Here is a 20,746-nt window from a genome sequence, read left to right on the forward strand (position 1 = left end):
TCAACTCCTTCTAGAGCACTGAATCCAGTGCGTTGTACGTCGCGCCGGCCTTCTCTTTGAAGAGCCAGCGGGCGAACACCACGGCGTAAAAGCCCGAGATGTCAGCCAGTGTTCGGTTGCGGGCGAAGATCCAGGCGCGGCCGCCGACCGATTGCTTAACCGCGTTGGTCATTGACGTGTTCAGCAGCGGGTCATTTTCGAACCGCAGTGCACCGACCAGGGCGTCGTCGTAGAACCCGCCGCAGGCATCCACCCGGTTGGGTCCGGACACCAGGATGACTTCGAATCCCTCGGCTTCCAGATCCTTGCGCAGGGACTTCGCAGCGCCGTTGCCGTCCAGCGCCACGATGTTCCCGCCGAACTGCGAGCGCAGTTTCACCAGCGCAGGGACGACGCCGGCGGTCCCGAGCAGCTGGTCGTACAGCTCGAGGAAGCAGGTCTTGCCCGGAACTGTGGACTCGGCGGCCATGGCGATGGACGTTGTCTCGCGGTCAGGTGATGTGTCGATGGTCCAGAACGGGGTCCCGGTCCAGGCCTCTTCATCGCCTTGGGTGTAGTTCGATTCCCACGCCGACGTCGGGATCACGCGCGGCGGGACCTTGGGTTTCGGCCACCAGCCGAGCCAGGCACGTTCCCATTCGCTCAAATTCTTGGATGCATCCCGGAGCGACATCACACGGTCAAGGCTGATGGTGTGCCCGACGCCGGGGTGGGTGTTCGCTACCGACTCGGGGTCTTCCGGGTCCCAGTCATCCGGGGCCGAGTACTCGATGTAGCAGGTCCGGGTCTCGCGCTTGGATTCCACTAGGGCCCGACCGACCTCGACCTTGTCCTGGAGGTAGCCGGAGTTCGCGTTGCCGGCGGCCGACAGGATCCACAACTGGGAGCCGATCACGGTCATCAGGGTGGGCTGCAGACCGCCTTCGAGGGTGTTGTCCGCGTGGGCATATGCCTCATCGATGTGCCCTTCATGGTTCATGTCGCCGTGGCCGGCATTCTCGGACACCGTATCGATGGCCAGTTCGGCGCCGGTCTTCCACCGGACGGCTTCCTCACCGCCACGCCAGCGCGGCTTCTCCAGCGTCTCCTTCAGAGGGGACCGGTACAGCGGGAGGTAGAAGTCATCCCGGAGCCGCTTGAGCGCCTTCAGGCGATTCTGTGCGGTGTAAATCATCCGCCCGTCAACGGTCGTCAGCGCCCGGTGGGTGAGCTTGGCCCGGCTGATGGTGGTCTTCCCGGCACGGCGCAGGACGACAAGGATGATCGTGTCGTACCAGAAGGACCCCGTTGCCGGGTCAATCTCGCAGGCCACGGCCAGCGCGTCCCGCTGCCAGGGCATCGGAGCGCGGCCCGATGCCTCCATGACTTTGCAGACTGCGCCGCCCAGGGTCTTCCGTTGGTAGTTGCGTTGGGTCGCGAAGCGCGGCGGTGGGTTCCTGGCGTCAGTCATCCGTCGTCAGAAGCGCGGACATGTCCCAGCTGCTGCCCGAACCTGCCGCTGTTTCGACCCGCCGCAGCCGGTCGAAGACGTTGAACAGGCGGGACTGCATGCCGCTGATCAGGTCCGGGCGCTCCAGCTGGGGGATCTGATCGAGTACCCGGGCGTTGTACTTCGCCAGAACCAGCAGTGTTTTCTTGAACGGCGGCTCACCGATCAGAGCGTCCAGCTCCGAAATAAGGGTGGTCTCGATCGGGCCGGCGGGCGCGTTCCAGGCAACGGCCATGGAAGACGGCTCGATCTCCGGAGGCGCCGGGAAGAAATGCTGTGCGGCTTCCACGTCGGTTGCATCCTGCAGCTTCTTCTTCGCCCGGTAGGCGGCGTTGTCGTCGCTCTTCGCCTGCCCGCAGGTGTCGCACCGGCAGCCCTTACGGTATCCGGTGAGTCCCGGCTTGTCGCCGTGCTTGATTACTTTCGATCGCTGCTTCGTCAAGGCTGCCTCCATCAAAAGTCCGGGCCGGGTTTGCCCTTTCAAAAAGGGAAGATCAGGTGATTCCCAAGGGAGAGAAAAAATGGAAGACGCGCGGGTCGCCCACACGCCGAATTCCTAAAAAATCCGCGTGATTCCGGCGTTTTCAGCGTGGTCGGAGCTTCGTGCGGGGTCGTTCGAGGCGCTGGGCACCGGCCTTCAATTGCCGGCGACGATGGTTTTCTTTCTTCACGTTGCACCCGAGATGCATGGGCTGAAGGTTCCACGGTGCGGTCGGGTGGCCGCCGTCGATCAGGGCGACGATGTGATCCAGTGACGGGCCGAGCGGATGCCGAGGCCGGAGACCGAACACGATCTCTTCATGACACCATGCGCAGATCGAACCAGGTGGACAGAACATCTTGACCAGCCGCTGCCATGGCCGGCCTGACCTCCCGCGCTTCGGGTCCCACTCATCAAGCGTCGGCACTTATCACCAACCTTGCACATGCGAAGAGCCCCGGCCGGGTATCCGGTCGAGGCTCTTTGGGGACAACTATCCCGTCGGATTTAGGGTACTACATTTAGCGTCCATATCTTCTTCTCCCGCGCATGTCTTCGAATACTGCGAGGACATCGCCGGGGAAGTAGAGGCGGCGCCCCGTGCCGATAGTGGACACGTGGTCGAGGACATAGCGCAAGCGGCCGAGCTGGACCCAGTTCTCGAAGTCCTTCTTCAGAATCGATACCCTGGCCTTCTGCTGCAAGTACTCGCGGACTTCCCTCGGGCTCATGGGCTTTCCCCTTGCACGTTCCCGCAGGCGTGCCAGGATGTCCCGGACTTCGTGGACAGTGCCGCAGCTCTTGCACTTCACGGTTAGGTCATCCGGGTGGGCAGTCAACTGGCCGTCGCACTGCGTTCCGCTAGGGTCAAGTTCCTCCCCGCATTCCCCGTAGACCCGATGATCTTCCGGACCCCAAACGAGATCCCGCGCCTGCTTGACCCAGATGCGCGCCATGTACAGCGTCTCGCCCGCTTTGGGATTGTCCATCGCTTCGGCATGGGCCCGGGCCGGGAGCTGACACAGCCATGCCTTCAACAGCATCGCGTCCAAGTTGATTGCCGGCTTTGATCCTGGGTGACCACCACCGCCGCCACTCGATGCCGCATTGCGGGTCACGCTTGTCCTGGCAATGGGTCCATCGATCAGCCGCACAAGGGCCCCGACATCTTCGAGCAGGCTGTCCAGCTCAACGATGCAGCTCGTGCAGAGGTAGAGCGTGGTCAGCCGGTGGCAATCCTCCGTGGTGCAGCTCGTCATGCTTCGCCCCTGAGCTCTCGCGTGATCCGCCCGGACTGCAGGTGAGATGGACGCCACACCGCAGCATCGAGGCCGGCCAGGGTCATGCCGGTGATCCATTCGAACTGGGCCGGGGCCACCAGGCCTGTCTCGGTCTTCAGCTCCCGGAACAACGCCCGGCCGCGCTGCTCGTTGATCATGACGAGATCCGGGAAACCCGGGGCCGAGCGCCGGCTGTTGTGGGTGTGGTAGATCAGGCGGTACCCGTGGAGCTTGGCCAGGTCGATGACCTGCTGCTGGAACTGGGATTCAGTCAGGGGCTTGTGCGATGAAAGTTCTTTGGTGGGCATGCTCAGTTCCGTCCTCTGGAGCGGGGGCGTCTGCGTCTGGTTTTGTTCTGAGGCTGAGGTCTGGTGGGCGGATGGGCTTCCTGCCCACTGCCTCCCTTACCTGCCTGACCCGTCCCGTCCCTACCCGTCCCGACATATCTGGATCCGGGATACCTGTGTCCTGGGTCAGGATTCGATTCGGGGGTCGATCCGTACTCGGTCGCGGCCGGTGGTTCCGTTGCCGCTGGTGCGGCCGGGTGAACCGTCGCCGCTGGAGTCGTTGGGGTGCGCGTGTAGCTTGGCTGCACCGGGGTGCCGTGCTTCTCAATGAAGGCAACCGTCGCGGGCCCGTAAAGGGGCTCCGCCGGAACCGGCAGGGTCTTCCATGTACTCTCTGGGTCGTCGCCCCTCTTGCCGTTGCACTCGCGGCAGCAGACGACGAGAGTGTCCACCGTGCCGCCTTGGCCGGGATTGATGTGGTCGTAGGTGGCGCCTCGACCGGACTTGTTATCTCCCCAGGCAACGGACTTGCCGCAGTAGCGGCAAGCGTCGCCGTCGCGCATTCGGACCCTGACCGTCAGTTCAGGGTTGCGGGTGTCGCGTTTGCGCTGGTTGTTCCACTCGCGCTCGGCCTTCAGGATCATGTGGAATAGGTCGTTGTCTTCTACCAGTTTGAAGGCCTTGCGCTGCTCTCCGTCGATCTCTACCTGCACTTCAGTGAGGTAGCCGCAGTACTTCGCCGCTGCAATGAGAGCGTTGTACCGGGCGAGAGATCCGGCCATGTGGCGGGCGGTGCCCACCGTGATGATGTAGTCCTGCTCGTAGGCCGCCGCCTGCGTGGCGCAGCGGCCCACGAATCCAAAGCATTCGTTCAGAATCCGGTCGTCAGCGTCCTCCATCTCCACTGCTGCCAGGACGATCGGGTGATTCGCCGCCGCGTCGCCCTGCTTCAGCCATGGCACAGGATGGACCTACTTTCGATACTTGACCGTTCTTCCGGTCGTGGATTGCCTTGACCAACGCGATGCCCTCTGGATCGGCGAGCGCCGGGGGATCAGGTTCGTTGATGATGATCGGGCGGCTCGACGTCGGGATGGTGTACCTCATTGGACTTCGGCGTGGGCGGTGATCTTCGCCCGTTTGGTGTAGAGGTTCACGTGGATCATTTCGCCGCCTGAGGTGATGCTCATCCACCAGTGGTTGTCGTCCATGGCTTCAAGGTGCACCGAGGCATTGCGGGCTACCACCTCGTCCAGGACTTCTTTCTCCGTGTCGGTGTCCACGTAGCGGACCTCCGGTGGCTCAGCTGAGGTCACGCCGGTGCCTTCGCGGAGTGCGTCGATCACAGCCCGGGCCATCTGGCGGTAATGGTTCTGCCCGTCTTCGAACTGGACGTTCCACGCATAGGACGGCGAGACATCCGGGAACTCGGCCGCGCACAGTGATTTCGCCGCCCGTTCCACGGCTGCCTCAGTGAACATCACCGCGTCCGGCCGGCCCCTCTGGCTTTCGGTAGCCGGCGGCGAGGATCGCGTTGGCCGCTTCGGTAGTCGTCGTCATCACGCTCTGCGGCGTTGCCTGCGAGTTCCGCAAGCTCGCCGCGCATGGGGGCCAGTTCGTCGCGTTCACTCATGCTGCCACCGTCGCCGGAACCTCTTCGCGGGTGCGGACGCTCGGTGCACTGCCACCGAACAGCCAGCCCGTGAACGTCTCATGCGTCACGGAGTCGCAGTCAAGCAGCATCAGTTCCGGATCATGATCAGGGGTGGCGACATGCCAGTGCCAGTGGTTGCCCTTGTGGACTTGGGCGTCGAGTGCAAGGTGCACGCTCGATCCGAAGGTTTCATCATCGTCCCCATGGCACTGCCGCAGGTATTCGATGACAGCCAGTCGCGCACTGGACTCATCGCCGCCGAAATAGGTGGCAGATCGCTGCACGATCCACATGTCGCCGTCTTCGCCAAGCTCGGTCACTTCGTATGTATCGTTGATTCGATCGGTCACAGGTGGGGCTCCACAATCTCTGATACTCGGTTGAATACTGCTTCGGTGATGTCGTGCACGTTGCCGCCCTTGCCGGAGGTCACGGTCACGGACCCGTGGAATCCGGTGGCGTTGCGGAGGAAGTCCGCGCCTGGGCTTGGTTCGTCGGGTCTCTTGCCGCCGCCGGCATGCGTGATCTCGGGGAGGCGGTTCATCCATCCGTCGCGCCACTCTTCGAGCTCGCGGGCGACGGTGGAGCCATCTTCCGACCGGATGGGCATGAGCAGCCCGAGGAAGGACTCTCCGCAGCTGATCAGGATGCGGCGTGCGTCTTCGGTCGGTTCGATGACCAGTGGCTCGCCGTAAGCCGCCGAGGCGGCAGCGAACATTCGCACGAGTCGGCCGGCGGCCACGAGACGTTCGGGCATCACGCGATCGGACAGCGCCGCCTGGATCAGGAGCCGTCCGAAGGCAATGGGGTAGTCGTGGTCATCCTCGTGCGGGATCTTGAACTCTTTGCCGGGGAAGAGGCCTGAGACGTCCAGGAAGGTGATGGTCTCCGACTTGACCGTGATGCGGAGCGTATCGCCGATCTCATCCTCCGGCTGCTTGCCCTTGGCTTTGAAGATCTGGAGCAGCTCCTTCGCGACGTCGATCGGCAGGTTGAAGGCGTCGTCGTTGACATCGCCGGTAAGGCCTTCCGAATCCCAGATGGACGCTACGGCGTGGCCCAGTGTGACCGTGTTACTGGCCGTCACGTGCAGGATCCCGTCCGTGGCTGTGAAGTGCACGACGGCGAGCGCGGCGGACAGCTTGGCTTCGGCTGCGTGGGGGATGACGGACATGAGCGCTTGGCGCAGGTCCAGCGTGTTGACCGTGAGGATCATGCGAAAACGCCCGATACGAGGATGGCGGCGGTGAGGGCGAGGTAGTTCCAGAAGTTCATGTAGCGCTCATTTCTCCGTGGGTCGGACAGTCGGGGTTGGTTGGTCGGGGAGTGAAAGGGCTGTAGCGCCATGGCTGGCAGCTGCACCCGGGGTTCCGGTTGGGCGGCCGGGTCCAGCTCTCGGCGTCGCGATCGTGGTCCATAGCACTGCCTCCTTTGGCGGTGGTTTTTGTTTCGTGGGCCCTCCCGGATTCGAACCGGGGTCTTCCCTATGGGGGAATCGGGATGCTCTGCCTGACTGAGCTACGGGCCCTGGTGGCGCCGCCGTGGTGGCCGGCGCCAGGTGCTGCTATTCCGGCACGTCTACCGCGCCGCGGGAACGGCGGGCTTCCATGAACTTCTGCAGTCCCATGTCGTTGGAAGGACGGACTTCACCGGGCTTTGCCCGACGTACTGCCGGCGGTGGCGGTTTGAGAGCTGTGCCCGTCTGGACTGCCTGCCGCGCCTTGGCCTGTTCGGCGGCCGCTGCTTTCACTTCCGCGCTGCTCGGCTTGGGGAATGGGAAGCGGGCGTACAGGTGGCGGGCTTCCTCGCCGTTCTCCAGCTTGACCTTGCGGACCGTCGTTTCGCAGCCGTTCTGCCGGAGGACGTTCGGCGGCGTCTTCGCTTTCCAGTCGGTCTTGAGGAGCGCCCAACGCCCTGGGTGGATCTTCAGCTGGGCAATGACTTCGTCGTACTGTCCGGGCCTAGTCCGCTCCGTGGGCGGGTCCTGCCAAGCCATCTCGGTCATGATCAACGTTTTCCTTCCTGTTAGCAGCGGCACTGGCCGTTGTGGGGGTCCAAGACTTTCTTGCAGCTGTCGCAACGGTCGGCCGTTGCCGGCACTGACGTGAGCGGAGGCGGCTTCTCGCTCACGCGGCTTCGATTCCGTTCAGATTGGTTCCGGAGTCCCGGCAGGCACCGATGGTCAGATAGCCGTAGTCGAAGGCCGTTTTCCGGTCGTTGAACTCGGGCTCGGGCAGCGGGTGGAACACGGTTGCGCTGTCCCAGCAGGTCAGCAGCCACGTGCCGGCGGCCGTCTGCCGGACACCGGCCCGCGGATACTTCATCTCGACCCCCTTGGACCCAACGAAAGGTGCATCCGGGCGAGTCGTTTCCGGGGCAAGACCGTTGCGGACGTCGGTGATGTGGTTGAGGACGTCGGCCTTGGCTTTCCACATGAGTCCGATGGGCTGGTCTGGGGTGATGACGGGGGAGATGTAGCCGCAGGTGCAGACGGGGAAGTTGTCCTGGTTGCGGGTGAGCTTGTGGTCAGTCATCTTCGTGTTCCTCTTCCTGGTCTTCGTTGGCGTTCTCTGCTTCGCGGAGGGCTTGGTGGTGGTCGAGGGCGGCTTGTTCGGCTTCGGTCCACTGGTATCCGTAGATGTTCTGGAGTCGTTCCCGCCATGTATCGGTTGAGGCCCATCGGCTGGCGCTGTCGCTCCATGCTGCTAGGTCGGTCATGTACATTTCGCGTTCGAAGGCGTCTACGTGCATGAGGGCGACTAGCTGCGGAATGTTGAGTCTCGCGATGGCATCGACGACTTCCTGCTCATCGATGCTTTCGTGGTCGATGTCCAGCCAGGGCGCGAGGTCTCCGAGGCTCAGCCGGTCCGTGATGAAGTCCAAGAGCAGTGTCTTCGTCTGGTCGGCGGCCGGGGTCTCGATGGCGTTCTTGAGGAATGCGGACCGGACTTCCGCGGCGGTTGCAAGACCGCGGGTAAGTTCCTGGGCGCGGATGTCGGCGGCGATCTGCTCAGGGGTCCGCTGGGGCGCGGTGTAGGTGGTGCCCTTTTCGCGTTTCTTCAACCAGGTGATTTCGTCTTTGGTTTCGTCGCAGATGGCGGACCAGCTGCCGGCTACTGCTTCCGCCACGGTCATCTCCGAGTAGGAGACGCGCCAGTCGGTCCATTCCCATGTCTGCCCGGCCGGGCGTTCGATAATGTCTACGCCCGCGCCCTGAAGCTCGGCGGTCAGGCGGGGCAGGTTCTCCAGCCAGGCCTTGGTCTTGGCTTCCTTGGCCAGTTGGAACGCCCACTCGTTGGGCTTGTCAGCGACGCGGAGCAGGCGCTTCGTGGCGGCTTCGTCGTCGGTGTAGTCGACCAGCTCGAGTGCCTGGTCAATGTTCAGGGTGCGGTCCTCGATCTTGTCCTTCGCGTCCTCGGAGAGTTTGGTGAGGGCGATGCGGGACCGGACCAGGCTCTGCGAGCGCCCGGTCGCTTTGGCCACGGACTTGACTGTGTATCCATCGAACTCGAGGAGTGCCTGATAGGCGTTTGCTTCCTCCGTGATGGTCAGGTCAGTGCGTTGGGTGTTCTCGACCAACATGGCTTCGAGCTGCTTGGGCTCGGTGTCGATGTCGGTCCGGATGACGCAGGGCAGGGAGTCGACGTTGGCGAGCTTCGCGGCCGCGTGCCGGCGGTGCCCTGCGATGATGACGTACCGGACCTCTTCGCGGCTTATCTTTCCGGCAGGTCGTTGCGTGAGATCCGGGGCGACGACGAGCGGCTGCAGAATGCCCTGGGCGCTGATGCTGTTTGCGAGGTCCGTGACGATCCCGACGTCCTTGCGGACGTTCTTCGGGTGGATGGCCAGCTGGTCGATGTGTAGCTCTTGGAAGGTGGCGCTCATCGTGTGGTCTCTTCTGCCAGGGAGTGGCGGTAGTTCAGTGCGAACGCGAGTGCGGCCTGGAGGCAGGCGATGCCGGCGTTGATGTTGCCGTCCTGGATCTCGCGCAAAGCCCGGGTCGTTTGGTCCTCTGTGTCCAGCCACAGATCTGGTTCCCTGTCGTCGCCGACGACGCTGAGGGCGGCGCCGGCGGCGGCCAAATGCTCGCTCGCTTCCTTCGCAGCGGCGGCCAGCTCGGCGCGGGCCTGTTCCTGGCGGGCCGCTTCGATGTCCTGCCGCAGCACGGACTGGAACGGGGCCGGCAGGCGGTGCCCGTTCGGAAGGTAGGCTTCCCTCTTCGCCGGGGCTTGGACGGCGGACAGCGGCACGTTGCCGAGCCACCCCTGTTCGGTCTCCACTGGCTGTTCGGTCATGATCCTTGTCCTGTCTCTGTTTCGATGACGAATCCGGCAGCGCCGGTAACTACTGCGAGCATGCCGACCAGGTAGGCGGCGTTGAATGTGGGGAACGCGGCGACGATTGCCAGCAGGCCGGCGGCGAGGATGAGTAGGTAGGCGCGGCGGCGATTCCGGCCGACCCGCGCCGATGGGCGGCTCACTGCCCCGCTCCGGCGAGCGCGGGCTGGCGGTACTCGTGGATGGAGTAGTTCGCCCTGGGGATGCGGTCCACGATGATCTGCTGCGCGTGGACGTCCACCGCGAGCGCCTGCGGTGCCGGCCACTTGGACCGGGCATAGGTCAGGAGCTGCGCGGAGAGCTCGTTGTTGTCCCGGTAGTGCAGGTCTGCACGGTCCTTGTAGGGGCGGTGGCCGATGGGCTGCACGACGGCGAACCGCTTGATACGGGCCTTCACCGCTGGGCCCCTACCCGGTTGAGCGCCAGCTCCAGGTTCGCTTTCACCTGGGCTACATCCTCAGCGTTGGCGACATTCACGACGGCGATGGGTCCGGGGCCGGGCTTGGGGGTCTGCGCGTCCGACGCCTCGCGGGCGGCGCGGATGTCGCGGAAGGCCAGCTGCTCCAGCTCGTCGCCGTAGCGGTCCACCGAGGCGTTGACTTCATTGACCAGGTTCGTCGTGTACTTGCGGAGATCCTCGAATGTCTGCTCGATGTGGTCCACGGCCATGTCTGCGTTGCCGGTCCGGTCGAAAGCGCGGAGCGTGCGGACCGCGGAAGCCAGCTGGTTCGCGGTGACGATGACGTGCTCGGCCAGCTGGTGCCGCCGGGCCTTCTCCATCGACAGGTACTTGTCGACCAGCCCGGCCTTGCCGCCCTGGCGGCGGTCCTCGGCGCCGAAGAACAAGTGCCTGGGCGGGTCAACGGCGGGAGTCTCTGGCGTGCTTTGAGCGTCCATTGATAAACTCGATTCTGATTCGAGCGTCAGAAGTCCCAATGAATTGGGGGCTGACGATTGGATTTGATACGGGCGGTCCAGTGAGTTCTTGGCGGAAGGAACTGGACCGCCCTATTTACTGCCTGCCTACGGGCTCTACCCGGCAGGACAACTGCGGGGAGTCAGGCAGACTCGGCCTGGGCCCGAATATCTTCAGGCAGTAGTTTCGAAACGGGGACGCTGAATGCGTTGGCGAGAGCGAATAGCTCTTCGACGTCGATGGGGGTTATCCCCAGATACCGACGGTTGGCGGAGGACTGGCTTACGCCCAGGGCCACGGCGATGTCGCGCTGGGACATCTTGAGACGGGCGGCTTCCGCACGTACATTTGCGGCTACCCGTTCGGTGACTGTTTCACTCATGAGTACGAGTATTACCCAGAAATGCGTACTTTACAACCCTGAGAAGTGAGTACTCGTGTACCTGTTTCCAAGTAGTCCGTAATCTGGCAAATGAGTGGTTGATTTAACGGTAAAGTGATTATTTATCCCGCTCGCTGTTGCATGTACCCAGTCAATGGGTATAGTTCATTTCATGAGCACAGCAATCAACGAACAACACTCGTCCGAGTCATTGTCTGTTGCGGTTGCCCGGCGTCTACGGGGTCAACTCGCAGAACGAAATCTCAAGGGCTCCGGCCTCGCCCGGCTGACCGGCCTGCCGCAGCAGACCATCTCAAGGAAGCTGCTGGGTGGAACGCCCTTCACGCTCGATGAGCTTCAGGCAATCTGCGAGGTCACCGGCATCAGCCTGGAATACATCCTCTTGGGACTCCCGACATCCACTGGTCCCGTTCCCCCGAGGGACGGTGAACGCACCCCAAAATCTGAGGCGGTCTCGAATAACAAGCCTTTGGATTAGAAGGCCGCTGCTCTATCCCCTGAGCTACTGGGGCACGCTTGGCGTCTCCGGACTATTCCGGCGATGCCTAGAAAAGTTTACAGTGCCCGGCGCCATCGACCAGTCAGCCTGCCCGCGGCGTTTTGGCCTGGCGATAAGGTCCGTCTTCACCCGAAGTTTTGCACATAGCGAATGCTGCCTCTCGCCCCCGGTGCTTTCCTGCCCGAAGCTGAAGATGCCTGCTAGGGCACATCATTCGAGACAGGACACCAAGATGACTGACAACATCACTGTCCGGGGCTTCGTTGCCACGGAAATCAGGAGTTCCACAACTCCTGGGGGAGTCGCCACCGCATCGTTTCGGCTCGGCTCCACGGACCGGCGCTATGACCGCGCGTCAAGCACATGGGTCGACGGTAATACCAACTGGTTCACAGTCCAGGGCTACCGGCAGCTTGCCGGCAACATGGGGTGCAGCATCAAAAAAGGCCAGCGCGTGATCATCGTTGGCCGGCTCAAAATGCGGAGCTGGGAGAAGGACGGCCGCATCTACCACGCTGCGGAGATCGACGCCGACTCCGTCGGGCATGACCTCATGTGGGGCTCCGCCAACTTCATCCGTACGGCAGGGAACGCCGCCCAGGCCGAACGAGGGCAGGGCCAGCCAGGTTCCACATCGGCGGAGCAGGACGGCAGCATGCCCGGCAGCGAGGAGCCTGACGACGCGCGGGAAGGGAGTGAGAACGGACAGGACGACGACCCCGCCGCCGAAGGGATCTTCATCGACGATGCAAACGGCGAAATGCTGCAACTCGATTCAGAGACAGGCGAACTCACGGGGACCGCCCCCTGAACATGTCCCGCTGATGCCCCGGGTGCGGCACCGTTCCCCCGCGGTGCCGCATGGCAGAATGACAAAGTGATTCGAGCACAGAGACCCCACCTTCACCGCGGAACCCCGCTGCCCGTAAGCGGCGCGTCCGGGAGCCGGCAGTCAGGAGGCCAGTGGCGTGTCCGCAGCATGCGCCTTCGGTTTCTCGCGGTGCCCGTGCTGGTGGCGGGCCTGGCGGGGTGTAACGGTGCGGATTCCGGCGCATCGGCCCCGTCGTCACGGCAATCGACCGCCGCAGCGGAAGTGCCGGCCACACCAGCGGCGGCGCCAACCCCCGCCGCGACGGCTTCTACCGCCTCGCCGGGCGGTGAGCCGGGGCTCGACCCGGCGACTGAGCGGCTGAAGGAAACGGTGGGCAACGCGCTTCAGGGCGTGGCCGGGGCCAATCCAAAGCCGGGTCAGGACCAGCTGACAGCAGCCCTGACCGGCGCAGGCATACCGGCCGAGTCATTGCAGGTATCAGTCAGCCGCACTCCGACCGGTCTGGAAGTGGATGCGATTGAGGCCGCTGCATTGCAAGGCCAGGATTGTGTGATCGGCCAGATCCGCGACGGAAGCGTCGTGGTCACCGTCCTTCCGGTGCTGGCGACCGGAAAATGCTTCGTCGGCGGCTGAGCCTGGACTGAGCCTCAACCGGTCCATTGCGTAACTGAAGTCCGTTTTCCGCTGCTGTCGGGCTTCGGAGCCTGAAGCGAATGTGAGTTAACCCCGCCGACCCACTAGATTTGGAACCATGGCGGAATTTATCTACACAATGACCAAGGCCCGTAAGGCTGTTGGCGAAAAACTTATTCTCGACGACGTAAGCATGTCCTTCTTCCCGGGTGCCAAGATCGGTGTTGTTGGCCCCAACGGTGCCGGTAAGTCCACCATCCTCAAGATCATGGCTGGCCTGGACACTCCCTCCAACGGTGAGGCACGGCTCAGCCCCGGCTACACGGTAGGCATCCTGCTCCAGGAGCCGCCGCTGAACGAGGAGAAGACCGTCCTCGGCAACGTCCAGGAAGGTGTTGGCGAGATCTACGGGAAGATCCAGCGCTTCAACGCAATCTCCGAGGAAATGGCCAACCCGGACGCGGACTACGACTCCCTGCTGGAGGAAATGGGCCACCTTCAGGAAGCCATCGACTCAGCCGACGCCTGGGACCTTGACTCGCAGCTCGAGCAGGCCATGGATGCGCTCCGCTGCCCGCCGGCCGATGCCGACGTCACCCTCCTCTCCGGTGGTGAGCGCCGCCGCGTTGCACTGTGCAAGCTCCTGCTCCAGAAGCCGGACCTCCTCCTGCTCGACGAGCCCACCAACCACCTCGACGCCGAAAGCGTCCTGTGGCTGGAACAGCACCTCTCGTCATACGCAGGCGCCGTCCTCGCCGTCACCCACGACCGCTACTTCCTCGACCATGTTGCCGAGTGGATCGCCGAAGTGGACCGCGGTCACCTGTACCCGTACGAAGGCAACTACTCCACGTACCTGGAGAAAAAGCGCGCCCGCCTGGAAATCCAAGGCAAGAAGGACGCCAAGCAGGCCAAGCGCCTTACCGAGGAACTCGAGTGGGTCCGCTCCAACGCCAAGGGACGCCAGACCAAGTCCAAGGCCCGCCTGGCCCGCTACGAGGAAATGGCCGCGGAAGCGGACCGTACCCGCAAGCTCGACTTCGAAGAGATCCAGATCCCGCCGGGACCCCGCCTCGGCGGCCTGGTGCTCGAAGCCAAGAACCTGCAGAAGGGCTTCGAGGACCGTACGCTCATCGACGGCCTGTCCTTCACGCTGCCGCGCAACGGCATCGTGGGCGTCATCGGCCCCAACGGCGTCGGCAAGACCACCCTGTTCAAGACCATCGTGGGCCTGGAACCGCTCGACGGCGGCGACCTGAAGATCGGCGACTCGGTCAAGATCTCCTATGCGGACCAAAGCCGCGGCGGCATCGACCCCAACAAGACCCTCTGGGAGGTCGTCTCCGACGGCCTGGACTTCATCCAGGTGGGCCACGTTGAAATGCCGTCCCGCGCCTATGTGGCGGCCTTCGGATTCAAGGGCCCGGACCAGCAGAAGAAGGCAGGTGTCCTCTCCGGTGGTGAGCGCAACCGCCTGAACCTGGCCCTGACCCTCAAGCAGGGCGGCAACTTGCTGCTCCTCGACGAACCCACCAACGACCTCGATGTCGAAACCCTCAGCAGCCTCGAAAACGCCCTGCTGGAATTCCCCGGCTGTGCTGTCGTCGTCTCCCACGACCGCTGGTTCCTGGACCGGGTGGCCACCCACATCCTGGCCTACGAAGGTGACGAGGAGAACCCGTCCAAGTGGTACTGGTTTGAAGGAAACTTCGAGTCCTACGAGGAAAACAAGGTGGAGCGCCTCGGCCCGGACGCGGCCAAGCCGCACCGCGTCACGCACCGCCGCCTGACCCGCGACTAAGGTCGGAATGCAAAAGGCCGGTTCCCTGGGGAACCGGCCTTTTGCATGCCAAGCTAGACCTTGTCGGCCTTGCGCATCTGGCGCTCGATCACCTTTGTCTGCAATGCGCCGACTACTTTGTTCTTCAGGTCCGTCGGCACCCGGACCATGCCTTCCTGCGCCACCGATGCAACGTGCTCCCCGTCCCGGCTGAAAATCTTGCCGGTGGCCAGGCCGCGGGCGCCCTGGGCGCTGGGTGATTCCTGGACATACAGCAGCCACTCATCAACGCGCACAGGCCGGTGCCACCACATGGCGTGGTCCAGGCTGGCGACACTCATTCCCGGCGTGATCCAGCTGAGGCCGTGCTTGCGGAGGATGGATTCGAGCAGCGTGTAGTCGCTGGCGTAGGCGAGGGCTGCGCGGTGCGTGTTGGCGTCGTCCGGCATCGGCCCGAAGGTCTTCATCCAGACGGCATTGCGGGCTTCCCGCTCCCCCTTGGCCGACACGTACAGCGCCGGGTCAACGTGGCGTATGTCGAAGGGCCGCTCGTAGGCCCAGTGCCGGGCCACCGGGTGGTCGTACTTTCCCAGCAGGTCGGCCGTGCTGGGCAACGACTCCGGGTCAGGTATTCCTGCCGGCATCGGGGACTGGTGGTCGATGCCCTCGTCCTCCTCCTGGAAGGAGGCGATCATGGACAGTATGGGCGTGCCCTCCTGGTATGCGTGGACGCGGCGGGCAGAAAATGAGCGGCCGTCCCGCAGCCGCTGGACGCCGAAGGTAATGGGCTTGTTCGCGTCGCCCGGGCGCAGGAAATACCCGTGCATGGAATGGACACTGCGGGCGGGATCAACGGTCCGGTTTGCCGCGATGAGCGATTGCGCCAGTACCTGCCCGCCAAAAACACGCTGCCGCGGCTGCCGCTGGGACGGACCCATGAAGATGTCCTCGTCGGTCCGGGCACCCTCAAGCGTGCCGAGATCGAGGAGTTCAATGAGCGAGGATGTGGGATCCTCGGTGGGCAACGCCTGCAATCCGGCTTCCGCTTCAGTCATGGTTTGACTCTAGACGTCGCCCCGGCGCTCCTCAACCGCGGCTCAGCCGGTAGAGTCCTTAATGTGTCTGATGTCCTAACCCAGTCTTTCCGGTTCGCCGATCCCCGTGATCTGGCCGATCTCCGTACCTACGCGACGCGTGCCAAGGCAATTGAAGACGGCGCCATCCGGCTTCAGGCCACGGGCTGCGTGCTGGCTGCCTACGTCTGCGTGCTCCGCCCGCGGCTGCTGGGCGAGTCGACGCCCACCATTCTTGGCCTCCGCACCATGGCGCTGGCCGAGCCGGCCGCCGCCGACGTGACGGTTCCTCTCGCCGCGGTGCTGGACCGCCTTGCCCGGGCGGGGGACAACGACGTCGAACTTCCGATTCCGCCCATGACCGTCACCGAGTCCTGGGCGGGGGTTGGAGCGCCCAGGTCCGGCTGGGAGCTTATGGGCGCGCTTCCCGACGCTGAGCTGAGGGCGGCCGCGGAAGCCGGCATCACGGAGGTGGCCGGTATTGTTCCGGACAAGCCGGGCGCCCTGATCGTGAACAATGCCCGCGCCAATGTGTGGGGCCGTGAGCTGGCCGGTTCCGGCGGCCTGCCTGCCGGCGCAGCCTTCGCCGCCCTGACCCTTGGCTTCCTGGGCGGCGATGAGCAAAAGCTTTACCGCGCGGGACGCTGGTTCCGGCTCAGCGGCAGCCGCGGCCATGTCCTGGCCCGGACAGGCGCCGGCCTCCGCCTCTGACTGGAGGACCCCGGAACCCGCTTAGGTGTCCGACGCGCTGTTCACCATGGACAGCGCGGCCCGCTCCATGTAGTCCCACAGCGTGTTTTCGTAGAGCGGCGGCAGTTCGAGCGAGTCCACCGCCGTGCGCATGTGGTGGAGCCACCGGTCCTTGGCCGCAGGCGTGACCCGGAACGGCATGTGCCGCATCCGCAGCCGCGGGTGGCCGCGTTCCTCGCCGTACGTGGTGGGTCCTCCCCAGTACTGCTCGAGGAACATGAGGAAGCGCCTTTTGGCCGGTCCCAGGTCCTCCTCCGGATACATGGGCCGGAGCAGCGGGTCGGTGGCCACGCCGTCGTAGAAGACATCGATGAGCTTCACGAAAGTCTCATGACCGCCCACGGCGTCGTAGAAGTTGTCCGTGTAGCCGGGCTGGCTGAAGGGATCGTTCTGCATCAGCATCTTCGGTTGTCGTTGTTCGGGGGTTGGCATGCTCATGGCTACTCTCCGGCCTTCTGCTGCTTTGCTGAATCATGGTCCGGCACTTCCACGGAGTCGTCCGCCGGCGCCACGTAGTTGCCCTGGGAACGGTTGCCCACCCGCAGGATCTCGCCGTTGCGCAGGTACCAGATGGCGCCGTCGTCGGACCGGACGCGGGTGATGCGAAGGCCCATGGACTCCACCCTGCCCACGACCTCGCTGGTTTCGATGATGTCGCCGATTCCGTACTGGTCCTCGATGGTGATGAAGATGCCGGCCAGGAAGTCGCGGATGAGCTGCTGGGCGCCGAAGCCGATGGCGACACCGAGGATACCAACGCTCGTCAGCAGCGGTGCGATGTCCACGTCCAGGTTCTTCAGGACGTACATGATGGTGATAACGACGATCAGGACACTGGCCACGCTGTTCAGCAGCGAGCCGATTGTCTTGGCCCGCTGGACGCGTCGTTCATGGTCCAGTGCCCTCAGTGCCGGCGCTACCCAGCGGAAATGCGGTTTCTTGAAAAACGTTGTGCCGGCTGCCACACTCTTGGTGATTCCGGCGATCAGGAACGACGCGATGAGCCAGATCGTGACGCCGATTCCAATGCTGATCACGATTCCGGCGACGTTGATATCGGAGACGTCCGGTGCGGCTGGCGTGGTGATCGTCGACATGAAGTACATCGGCAGGGGGGCTCCTTATTGCTGACCGGCTTCCGCCGGGCATACCGGGGTTCGCCCGGCGCATAACACTCTGTTCACCTTCAACAGTAGCGCCGTAGCGCGGCCGCGGGCGCATCCTGATGCGCTGAACGGGCACCGCCAGAAGCCTCGGTCAGGCCCCCACCACCGTGGCGGGCGCGTGCAGCACGGGAAAGTTGACGCTGCGGGCAATGAAGCAGACCTTGTTTGCCTCCTGGTGCAGTTCTTCCATAAGCGCGGCGTCCACCTCGGCGGCAACCGTCACCTTGGGCCGGAGGGTGACGGACTCAAACTGGCCGCTGCCGTCCCGGTTGGTCCGCATCAGCCCCTCGGCCCTGTCTTCGTAGGCCGTCACCACCACGCCGTGCTTGACGGCCACATGCAGGAACGACAACATGTGGCACTGCGACAGGGCGGCCAGCAGCAGCTGTTCCGGGTTGTACCGGGTCTTGTCGCCATGGAATGTGGGATCCGCGGAGCCTTTCAAAACAGGAAGGCCGGCGAGTTCGACGTCGTGGTCCCGGGAGTAGCCCCGGTATGTGGACGTTCCCTCACCCCGGTTCCCGGTCCAGCGGACAGTCACGGCATAGCGGTGCTCGTCAAGGGCCATGCCGCCTACCCCACGTCGGCCTGGCGGGCACGCAGCGCGCGGGCCACGCCGTCGCGGTTTTCCAGCATCATCCGCCGCAGGGCGGCACTTTCTTCGGGCAGCGTGGCCAGGAAGTCGTCGGTGCGGTCCACCGTCGCCTGGGTGGTCTGCAGCGACGGATAGAGCCCGACGACGATCTGCTGGGCCAGTGCGTGCGTGCGGTTGGCGACGATGCCGGGAACGGCGTCGAAATACTTCTCCGTGTACGGCTCCAGCAGCGCCGGGTCCAGCACGCGCGTGAAGCCCGCCACCGCGGACGCCTGCAGGGCGTTCGACAGCTCGCCCTTCACCACGATGGACTCCCACGCCTCGGCCTTGGCCCGGGCCGTGGGGATGGCCGCCTTGGCCAGCGCGGCGGCGTTCTGGCCGTTCGCGGTGTTGTCCTGCGCGAGTTCGGCGTCGATGCGGTCCTGGCCGAACCGGCCGCCGGCCACGAGCGAGGCGAGCAGCTCCCACCGCAGGTCCTGGTCCACGGTCAGGCCGGGCAGTTCCGCAGAGCCGTCCAGCAGGGCGGCAACGGTATCCAGCTGGCTGTCGCTGCGGGCCAGCAGGGCGTAGGACTTAGCGAACTGCAGCTGCGCATCGGAGCCCGGGGGAACGGTGCCGGCAAGGTCCCACAGGGTGTCGGCCGCGGCAACTGACGTTTTCTCCCGGTGCTCTTCGGCAACGTAATAGCTGAGCGTTGTGGCCAGCTGGCGGAGCTGGACCAGGATCACCGAGGAGTCCGATTCGGACGCGATGTTCGCCAGGATCAGTTCGACGTATCCGCGCGCCGGCGTTTCGCCGTCGCGGGCGGCGTCCCAGGCAGATCCCCAGACGAGCGTCCTCGGCAGGCTTTCACGGAAGTCCTTCAGGTGGGCCGTCGCGGTGGCCAGGGATTGCGGGTCGAGGCGGACCTTGGCATAGGCGAGGTCGTCGTCGTTGAGCAGGATCAGGTCCGGCTGCTGCAGCCCGGTCAGGGCAGGCACGTCGGTGCGTTCGCCGTCGACGTCGAGTTCTTCGCGGTGCACGCGGACAAGCTGCCCGTCGGTGATGTTGTAGAAGCCGACGGCCAGGCGGTGCGGCCTGATGGTGGGCTGCTCGGCCACCGCGGTCTGTACGATGCTGAAAGCGGTGATCGCACCGGTGGAATCCACCGAAACGTCCGGGGACAGCGTGTTGACCCCGGCGGTCTCCAGCCACAGCCGCCCCCACTGGTCCAGGTCCCGGCCGCTGGCTTTTTCCAGCTCCACCATGAGGTCGCTCAGCTCGGTGTTTTTCCACGCGTGCTTGCTGAAGTATTCACGGACGCCTGACATGAACTGCTCCGGTCCCACCCAGGCAACCAGCTGGCGGAGCACCGAGGCACCCTTGGCGTAGGTGATGCCGTCGAAGTTCACCTCAACGTCCTGCAAATTGTTGATCTCGGCGAAAATCGGGTGCGTTGTGGGCAGCTGGTCCTGGCGGTATGCCCAGGATTTCTCCACCGAGGCAAACGTGGTCCAGGCGTGGTCAAACTCCGTGTTCTCCACGGCCGCCAGATGGGACATGTACTCGGCGAACGATTCGTTGAGCCACAGGTCGTTCCACCAGCGCATCGTGACGAGGTCGCCGAACCACATGTGCGCGAGCTCGTGCAAGATCGTGATGGCACGGCGTTCGATCTGCGCGCCCGTGACCTTGCCGCGGAACACATAGCCTTCCAGGATGGTGACGGCGCCCGCGTTTTCCATGGCACCGGCGTTGAACTCCGGGACGAAGAGCTGGTCGTACTTCTCGAACGGATAGGGGCAGCCGAACTGCGCCTCGAAGAACTCGAACCCCTGGCGGGTCAGTTCGAAGATGTTGTCCGCGTCGAGGTACTGCATGAGCGACTTGCGCGCGAACACACCCAGGGGAACGACGCGCCCGTCGGCGCACTTCACCTCGCTGCGCACGGACTGGTACGGGCCGGCGATCAGGGCCGTGACATAGGAGGACAGCCGGGGAGTGGCGGGAAACTCCCAGACCGAGCGGGCGCTGCCGTCTTCGGCCGGAATGGTTTCGATCGGGACCGGAGTGGGGGAGTTGGACACCAGGTCCCAGTGCGACGGCCCGGTGACAGTGAACGTGAAGCTCGCCTTGAGGTCGGGCTGTTCGAACACCGCAAACATCCGGCGGGAGTCCGGCACCTCAAACTGCGTGTACAGGTAAACCTCGTTGTCCACCGGATCCACAAACCGGTGGAGGCCTTCTCCCGTGTTCATGTACGGGGCCTCGGCCACGACCAGCAGGTTGTTCTCCGCGGCGAGGTCCGGCAGCTGGATGCGGACGCCGTCGGACACCTCGGCCGGGTCGAGCTCGATGCCGTTGAGCATGACGCTGTGGACCTTGTGGGTTACTGCATCGATGAACGTGGAAGACCCGGGGCGTGCGCTGAACTTCACGGCCGTGGTGGATCCGAAGACCTTGTCACCCCGGGTCAGGTCCAGGCTGACTTCGTAGGATTCAACGGAAATGAGGTCGGCGCGCTCACGGGCTTCGGCGCGCGTCAGGTTCATGCCTGGCAAGGTGGGGCCTCCAGAATAGGGTTGCGTTCCC

General features: G+C 64.2%; 28 protein-coding genes and 1 tRNA gene. 6 read left to right on the forward strand and 23 right to left on the reverse strand.

From position 1 onward, the window contains the following. Positions 1-10 precede the first annotated feature (10 nt). Together J7I92_RS05485 and J7I92_RS05490 are read right to left on the reverse strand one after the other, a co-directional pair. A complete protein-coding gene (locus J7I92_RS05485; RefSeq protein WP_214838386.1) occupies positions 11-1,450 on the reverse strand; it encodes a hypothetical protein in 1,440 nt (479 codons plus the stop codon). Then, the gene (locus tag J7I92_RS05490; protein ID WP_214838388.1) at positions 1,443-1,931 is read right to left on the reverse strand and encodes a hypothetical protein; all 489 of its coding nucleotides are present in this window, start codon (positions 1,929-1,931) and stop codon (positions 1,443-1,445) included. The genes J7I92_RS05485 and J7I92_RS05490 overlap by 8 nt, the downstream gene beginning before the upstream one ends. Positions 1,932-2,058: 127 nt before the next feature. Between J7I92_RS05490 and J7I92_RS05495 the strand changes: the two genes are divergently transcribed. Further along, the gene (locus J7I92_RS05495; RefSeq protein WP_214838390.1) at positions 2,059-2,244 is read left to right on the forward strand and encodes a hypothetical protein; all 186 of its coding nucleotides are present in this window, start codon (positions 2,059-2,061) and stop codon (positions 2,242-2,244) included. A 247-nt stretch (positions 2,245-2,491) separates the two neighbouring features. On the opposite strand, the gene J7I92_RS05500 is transcribed toward J7I92_RS05495, so the two are convergent. The 16 genes from J7I92_RS05500 to J7I92_RS05575 form a co-directional block, all read right to left on the reverse strand. Then, complete coding sequence (locus tag J7I92_RS05500; protein WP_214838392.1) at positions 2,492-3,229, reverse strand: hypothetical protein; 738 nt, start codon at positions 3,227-3,229, stop codon at positions 2,492-2,494. Further along, positions 3,226-3,558, reverse strand: coding sequence for a VRR-NUC domain-containing protein (locus tag J7I92_RS05505; RefSeq protein ID WP_251039508.1), 333 nt, complete (start codon positions 3,556-3,558; stop codon positions 3,226-3,228). The genes J7I92_RS05500 and J7I92_RS05505 overlap by 4 nt, the downstream gene beginning before the upstream one ends. 2 nt (positions 3,559-3,560) lie before the next feature. Further along, on the reverse strand, positions 3,561-4,499 hold the full coding sequence (locus J7I92_RS05510) for an HNH endonuclease (protein WP_214838394.1): 939 nt from the start codon (positions 4,497-4,499) through the stop codon (positions 3,561-3,563). A 141-nt stretch (positions 4,500-4,640) separates the two neighbouring features. Then, entirely contained in the window at positions 4,641-5,018 is a 378-nt protein-coding gene (locus J7I92_RS05515) for a hypothetical protein (protein ID WP_214838395.1), read from the reverse strand. Next, positions 5,018-5,170 (reverse strand): hypothetical protein, encoded by a 153-nt coding sequence (locus J7I92_RS05520; protein ID WP_214838396.1) that lies wholly within the window; start codon positions 5,168-5,170, stop codon positions 5,018-5,020. Before J7I92_RS05520 ends, J7I92_RS05515 begins: the two co-directional genes overlap by 1 nt. After that, on the reverse strand, positions 5,167-5,541 hold the full coding sequence (locus J7I92_RS05525) for a hypothetical protein (protein WP_214838397.1): 375 nt from the start codon (positions 5,539-5,541) through the stop codon (positions 5,167-5,169). The genes J7I92_RS05520 and J7I92_RS05525 overlap by 4 nt, the downstream gene beginning before the upstream one ends. Next, positions 5,538-6,407: a hypothetical protein gene (locus J7I92_RS05530; RefSeq protein ID WP_214838398.1), complete on the reverse strand. Its 870-nt coding sequence runs from the start codon at positions 6,405-6,407 to the stop codon at positions 5,538-5,540. The genes J7I92_RS05525 and J7I92_RS05530 overlap by 4 nt, the downstream gene beginning before the upstream one ends. Before the next feature lie 236 nt (positions 6,408-6,643). Further along, positions 6,644-6,719 (reverse strand) — tRNA-OTHER (locus J7I92_RS05535). Between the two features lie 36 nt (positions 6,720-6,755). Beyond that, entirely contained in the window at positions 6,756-7,196 is a 441-nt protein-coding gene (locus tag J7I92_RS05540) for a hypothetical protein (RefSeq protein ID WP_214838399.1), read from the reverse strand. A 121-nt stretch (positions 7,197-7,317) separates the two neighbouring features. Continuing rightward, on the reverse strand, positions 7,318-7,725 hold the full coding sequence (locus J7I92_RS05545; RefSeq protein WP_214838400.1) for a hypothetical protein: 408 nt from the start codon (positions 7,723-7,725) through the stop codon (positions 7,318-7,320). After that, positions 7,718-9,076, reverse strand: coding sequence for a ParB/RepB/Spo0J family partition protein (locus J7I92_RS05550; protein WP_214838402.1), 1,359 nt, complete (start codon positions 9,074-9,076; stop codon positions 7,718-7,720). Before J7I92_RS05550 ends, J7I92_RS05545 begins: the two co-directional genes overlap by 8 nt. Next, positions 9,073-9,486, reverse strand: a complete 414-nt coding sequence (locus J7I92_RS05555; RefSeq protein WP_214838404.1) for a hypothetical protein — start codon at positions 9,484-9,486, stop codon at positions 9,073-9,075. Before J7I92_RS05555 ends, J7I92_RS05550 begins: the two co-directional genes overlap by 4 nt. Then, entirely contained in the window at positions 9,483-9,671 is a 189-nt protein-coding gene (locus J7I92_RS05560) for a hypothetical protein (protein WP_214838406.1), read from the reverse strand. Before J7I92_RS05560 ends, J7I92_RS05555 begins: the two co-directional genes overlap by 4 nt. Continuing rightward, entirely contained in the window at positions 9,668-9,925 is a 258-nt protein-coding gene (locus tag J7I92_RS05565; RefSeq protein WP_214838408.1) for a hypothetical protein, read from the reverse strand. The genes J7I92_RS05560 and J7I92_RS05565 overlap by 4 nt, the downstream gene beginning before the upstream one ends. Beyond that, positions 9,922-10,425: a hypothetical protein gene (locus tag J7I92_RS05570; protein ID WP_214838410.1), complete on the reverse strand. Its 504-nt coding sequence runs from the start codon at positions 10,423-10,425 to the stop codon at positions 9,922-9,924. Before J7I92_RS05570 ends, J7I92_RS05565 begins: the two co-directional genes overlap by 4 nt. Positions 10,426-10,586: 161 nt before the next feature. Beyond that, on the reverse strand, positions 10,587-10,826 hold the full coding sequence (locus tag J7I92_RS05575) for a helix-turn-helix domain-containing protein (RefSeq protein ID WP_214838412.1): 240 nt from the start codon (positions 10,824-10,826) through the stop codon (positions 10,587-10,589). A 172-nt stretch (positions 10,827-10,998) separates the two neighbouring features. Between J7I92_RS05575 and J7I92_RS05580 the strand changes: the two genes are divergently transcribed. The 4 genes from J7I92_RS05580 (at position 10,999) to ettA (ending at position 14,612) form a co-directional block, all read left to right on the forward strand. Beyond that, the gene (locus J7I92_RS05580) at positions 10,999-11,325 is read left to right on the forward strand and encodes a helix-turn-helix transcriptional regulator (protein WP_214838413.1); all 327 of its coding nucleotides are present in this window, start codon (positions 10,999-11,001) and stop codon (positions 11,323-11,325) included. Positions 11,326-11,578: 253 nt separating this feature from the next. After that, positions 11,579-12,157 (forward strand): single-stranded DNA-binding protein, encoded by a 579-nt coding sequence (gene ssb, locus J7I92_RS05585; RefSeq protein WP_214838415.1) that lies wholly within the window; start codon positions 11,579-11,581, stop codon positions 12,155-12,157. Positions 12,158-12,325: 168 nt separating this feature from the next. Continuing rightward, positions 12,326-12,811, forward strand: a complete 486-nt coding sequence (locus J7I92_RS23725; protein WP_251039509.1) for a DUF6993 domain-containing protein — start codon at positions 12,326-12,328, stop codon at positions 12,809-12,811. Positions 12,812-12,929: 118 nt separating this feature from the next. Next, complete coding sequence (ettA, locus tag J7I92_RS05595) at positions 12,930-14,612, forward strand: energy-dependent translational throttle protein EttA (protein WP_214838418.1); 1,683 nt, start codon at positions 12,930-12,932, stop codon at positions 14,610-14,612. A 53-nt stretch (positions 14,613-14,665) separates the two neighbouring features. On the opposite strand, the gene tesB is transcribed toward ettA, so the two are convergent. Beyond that, entirely contained in the window at positions 14,666-15,646 is a 981-nt protein-coding gene (gene tesB, locus J7I92_RS05600) for an acyl-CoA thioesterase II (protein ID WP_214838420.1), read from the reverse strand. 63 nt (positions 15,647-15,709) lie between these two features. Between tesB and J7I92_RS05605 the strand changes: the two genes are divergently transcribed. Then, a complete protein-coding gene (locus tag J7I92_RS05605) occupies positions 15,710-16,375 on the forward strand; it encodes a hypothetical protein (protein ID WP_214838422.1) in 666 nt (221 codons plus the stop codon). A gap of 21 nt (positions 16,376-16,396) precedes the next feature. Here the strand turns inward: J7I92_RS05605 and J7I92_RS05610 are convergent, their stop codons facing one another. From J7I92_RS05610 to pepN, 4 genes are all read right to left on the reverse strand, one after another. Beyond that, a complete protein-coding gene (locus J7I92_RS05610) occupies positions 16,397-16,852 on the reverse strand; it encodes a globin (protein WP_285290070.1) in 456 nt (151 codons plus the stop codon). A 2-nt stretch (positions 16,853-16,854) separates the two neighbouring features. Beyond that, positions 16,855-17,520: a mechanosensitive ion channel domain-containing protein gene (locus J7I92_RS05615; RefSeq protein WP_214838424.1), complete on the reverse strand. Its 666-nt coding sequence runs from the start codon at positions 17,518-17,520 to the stop codon at positions 16,855-16,857. 151 nt (positions 17,521-17,671) lie between these two features. Next, complete coding sequence (locus J7I92_RS05620; RefSeq protein WP_214838426.1) at positions 17,672-18,148, reverse strand: OsmC family protein; 477 nt, start codon at positions 18,146-18,148, stop codon at positions 17,672-17,674. Between the two features lie 5 nt (positions 18,149-18,153). Further along, positions 18,154-20,706 (reverse strand): aminopeptidase N, encoded by a 2,553-nt coding sequence (gene pepN / locus J7I92_RS05625; RefSeq protein ID WP_214838428.1) that lies wholly within the window; start codon positions 20,704-20,706, stop codon positions 18,154-18,156. Between the last annotated feature and the right edge of the window lie 40 nt (positions 20,707-20,746).

The organism is Arthrobacter sp. ISL-72 (assembly GCF_018613755.1).
Classification (GTDB): Bacteria; Actinomycetota; Actinomycetes; order Actinomycetales; family Micrococcaceae; genus Arthrobacter.

Bases quoted from the DNA above. Each gene is read 5' to 3' on its own strand.
- pepN (WP_214838428.1), bottom strand. From the start codon at position 20,706: ATGAACCTGACGCGCGCCGAAGCCCGTGAGCGCGCCGACCTCATTTCC.
- J7I92_RS05520 (WP_214838396.1), bottom strand. From the start codon at position 5,170: ATGAGTGAACGCGACGAACTGGCCCCCATGCGCGGCGAGCTTGCGGAA.
- ssb (WP_214838415.1), top strand. From the start codon at position 11,579: ATGACTGACAACATCACTGTCCGGGGCTTCGTTGCCACGGAAATCAGG.
- J7I92_RS05500 (WP_214838392.1), bottom strand. From the start codon at position 3,229: ATGACGAGCTGCACCACGGAGGATTGCCACCGGCTGACCACGCTCTAC.
- J7I92_RS05610 (WP_285290070.1), bottom strand. From the start codon at position 16,852: ATGAGCATGCCAACCCCCGAACAACGACAACCGAAGATGCTGATGCAG.
- J7I92_RS05505 (WP_251039508.1), bottom strand. From the start codon at position 3,558: ATGCCCACCAAAGAACTTTCATCGCACAAGCCCCTGACTGAATCCCAG.
- J7I92_RS05530 (WP_214838398.1), bottom strand. From the start codon at position 6,407: ATGATCCTCACGGTCAACACGCTGGACCTGCGCCAAGCGCTCATGTCC.
- J7I92_RS05570 (WP_214838410.1), bottom strand. From the start codon at position 10,425: ATGGACGCTCAAAGCACGCCAGAGACTCCCGCCGTTGACCCGCCCAGG.
- J7I92_RS23725 (WP_251039509.1), top strand. From the start codon at position 12,326: ATGCGCCTTCGGTTTCTCGCGGTGCCCGTGCTGGTGGCGGGCCTGGCG.
- J7I92_RS05620 (WP_214838426.1), bottom strand. From the start codon at position 18,148: ATGGCCCTTGACGAGCACCGCTATGCCGTGACTGTCCGCTGGACCGGG.
- tesB (WP_214838420.1), bottom strand. From the start codon at position 15,646: ATGACTGAAGCGGAAGCCGGATTGCAGGCGTTGCCCACCGAGGATCCC.
- J7I92_RS05515 (WP_214838395.1), bottom strand. From the start codon at position 5,018: ATGTTCACTGAGGCAGCCGTGGAACGGGCGGCGAAATCACTGTGCGCG.
- J7I92_RS05555 (WP_214838404.1), bottom strand. From the start codon at position 9,486: ATGACCGAACAGCCAGTGGAGACCGAACAGGGGTGGCTCGGCAACGTG.
- J7I92_RS05550 (WP_214838402.1), bottom strand. From the start codon at position 9,076: ATGAGCGCCACCTTCCAAGAGCTACACATCGACCAGCTGGCCATCCAC.
- ettA (WP_214838418.1), top strand. From the start codon at position 12,930: ATGGCGGAATTTATCTACACAATGACCAAGGCCCGTAAGGCTGTTGGC.
- J7I92_RS05615 (WP_214838424.1), bottom strand. From the start codon at position 17,520: ATGTACTTCATGTCGACGATCACCACGCCAGCCGCACCGGACGTCTCC.
- J7I92_RS05580 (WP_214838413.1), top strand. From the start codon at position 10,999: ATGAGCACAGCAATCAACGAACAACACTCGTCCGAGTCATTGTCTGTT.
- J7I92_RS05485 (WP_214838386.1), bottom strand. From the start codon at position 1,450: ATGACTGACGCCAGGAACCCACCGCCGCGCTTCGCGACCCAACGCAAC.
- J7I92_RS05540 (WP_214838399.1), bottom strand. From the start codon at position 7,196: ATGACCGAGATGGCTTGGCAGGACCCGCCCACGGAGCGGACTAGGCCC.
- J7I92_RS05575 (WP_214838412.1), bottom strand. From the start codon at position 10,826: ATGAGTGAAACAGTCACCGAACGGGTAGCCGCAAATGTACGTGCGGAA.
- J7I92_RS05545 (WP_214838400.1), bottom strand. From the start codon at position 7,725: ATGACTGACCACAAGCTCACCCGCAACCAGGACAACTTCCCCGTCTGC.